This window comes from Arthrobacter sp. SPT-J7 (assembly GCF_059089965.1).
Genome location: NZ_JBNHFF010000364.1, coordinates 1 through 2,212 on the forward strand (window position 1 = coordinate 1; position 2,212 = coordinate 2,212).

Sequence of the window (2,212 nt, forward strand, 5' to 3'; positions counted from 1 at the left end):
TCCTGATGCTCCTGGCTGCCCCGGCGCACCCTCTGGACCAGTGGCCGGACGCTCCCGGCAGCAGTCTTCAGGAGACGGCGTGCGGTTTGGAGTCCGCGTCGTGCCAGGGGCATGGCCTGCGCATAGGCCGGGTAGAGCGGCGAGAGCGGCTTCTCCCACGTGCCCAGGAGCATGTTCTCGTGCTTCGCAAATTGCTTTTTGAAATCGGAGATGCCGTCGTTGAGGAGGCCGTTGAAGTCGTAACGCGCGCAGCCGTCCTCACGCATCGCCTGCAGGGCTGCCCACTTCACGCCGTAATTGACGCGCTGCTTCTGCCCTTCCGCGGACACACCGCCGTACAGCTCGAAGGCGGTGGCACCGCTCCTGGCGAGCCAGACGAACGCCAGCAACTGCTCGCCGTCGAACGCGCCGATAATGGGTGAGCCCTCCCCCATGTTCCGGAAGATGTCCCGGTAGTACTGGTCCTCGTGGATCCCGAACCCGGCACGTTCCGCCGTCTCGTGGTAGATCGCCAGCACCTGCTCAAGTTCGGCGTCATTCTTCACCTTGCGGAACTCGACATCGCTGCGCATCGCCTTGCGGATGTTCGCGCGGGTGGACTTGGACATGTCGGCCATAAGGTCGTCATCGGACAGGGTGAGGTCAAGGATCAGCGTGCGCGGAATCAGCACCGTGTTGGTGGATGAACGGAACCCTGCTTCTTTCACCGCGGCCGCGTACGGCGAGTCCTGGTCCCAGTCGGGTTCAACGCTGAGGGCCACTCCGCGGTGGCGGACGGCGGCGTGCCCGGCAAGGCTGCCGAGGACGGCCTGCGCATTCTCCGGCGCACACATGGGTCCCCTGGGAATGTAGACCAGTGCGCGGAAGGGCAGCGGCAGCCGCCGGATCAGCAGCTGTGCGCAGCCGATGGTGTTGTCGCCATCGTTCAACAGCACCCGGTCAACGGACCAGCCGTGCATGGCCTTGGTCTCGCCCCAGCCCCAGAGCTGTTGCGGGTGCCCCTGGAACCGGTCGACGTATTCGTCCCAAAGGGCGCGGTCAGTACAGGGCACAACAGCTGGAATCATGGCTTAAACCCTATACCAACGCATTAACGCCGAAGCCCCGGAAGGCGCTGGGCGCGCTCCGGGGCTCTGTTCGGCATTGCTGGCTGTGGGTCAGCTCTTGCGGGCGTAGCCTTCCCACTTGCTGGCCTGGTGTTCGCCGTCAACAAAGCGAATGGTGCCGGACTTGGAACGCATCACGATGGACTGGGTCAGGACCTTGTCCTTGGAGTAGCGGACGCCCTTGAGCAGGTCGCCGTCGGTGATGCCGGTGGCAGCGAAGTAGCAGTTGTCGCTGGAGACAAGGTCGTTGGTGGAAAGGACCCGTTCCAGGTCGTGGCCGGCGTCGATGGCCTTCTGCTTCTCTTCGTCGCTGGTAGGCCACAGCCGGCCCTGAATTACGCCGCCCAGGGACTTGATGGCGCAGGCGGCCACGATACCCTCGGGGGTGCCACCGATGCCCATCAGGGCGTCAACGCCGGTGCCGGAGCGGGCCGCGGCGATGGCCCCGGCAACGTCGCCGTCCATGATGAACTTGGTGCGGGCGCCTGCCTCGCGGATCTCCTCGACCAGCGGGCGGTGGCGGTCGCGGTCCAGGATCATGACGTTGAGCTGGTTGACCTTGACGCCCTTGGCCTTGGCGATCAGGTGCAGGTTCTGCTTCACGGGGAGGCGCAGGTCCACCATGTCCGCGGCTTCAGGACCGGTTACCAGCTTCTCCATGTAGAACACGGCTGAGGGGTCGAACATGGAACCGCGCTCGGCCACAGCCAGGACGGCCAGGGCGTTGTTGATGCCCAGTGCGGTGAGCCTGGTTCCGTCAATGGGGTCCACTGCTACATCGCATTCCGGACCGGTGCCGTCACCGACGCGTTCGCCGTTGAAAAGCATGGGGGCTTCGTCTTTTTCGCCTTCGCCGATGACCACTACGCCGTTGAAGTGGACGGTCTGAAGGAAGGAGCGCATGGCGTCAACGGCAGCGCCGTCGGCCGTGTTCTTGTCGCCGAAGCCTACCCAGTGTCCGCCGGCGATTGCCGCCGCTTCGGTAACGCGGACGAGCTCGAGGGCAAGGTTGCGGTCCGGCTCATCGTTGCCCACCGCCAGGGAGGGGGAGATCGTGGAGTACTTCTGGGTCATGGACGCTGGTGACACGTGAACCTCTTCTTCGA

The 2,212-nt window shown here is 64.7% G+C and carries 2 protein-coding genes; both read right to left on the reverse strand.

From position 1 onward, the window contains the following. A partial coding sequence (locus tag AC5RWX_RS32670) for a lipid II:glycine glycyltransferase FemX (RefSeq protein ID WP_494100319.1) occupies positions 1-1,067 on the reverse strand: 1,067 nt, incomplete at its 3' end. A 90-nt stretch (positions 1,068-1,157) separates the two neighbouring features. Beyond that, positions 1,158-2,180: a class II fructose-bisphosphatase gene (gene glpX, locus AC5RWX_RS32675; RefSeq protein ID WP_176156781.1), complete on the reverse strand. Its 1,023-nt coding sequence runs from the start codon at positions 2,178-2,180 to the stop codon at positions 1,158-1,160. Positions 2,181-2,212 lie beyond the last annotated feature (32 nt).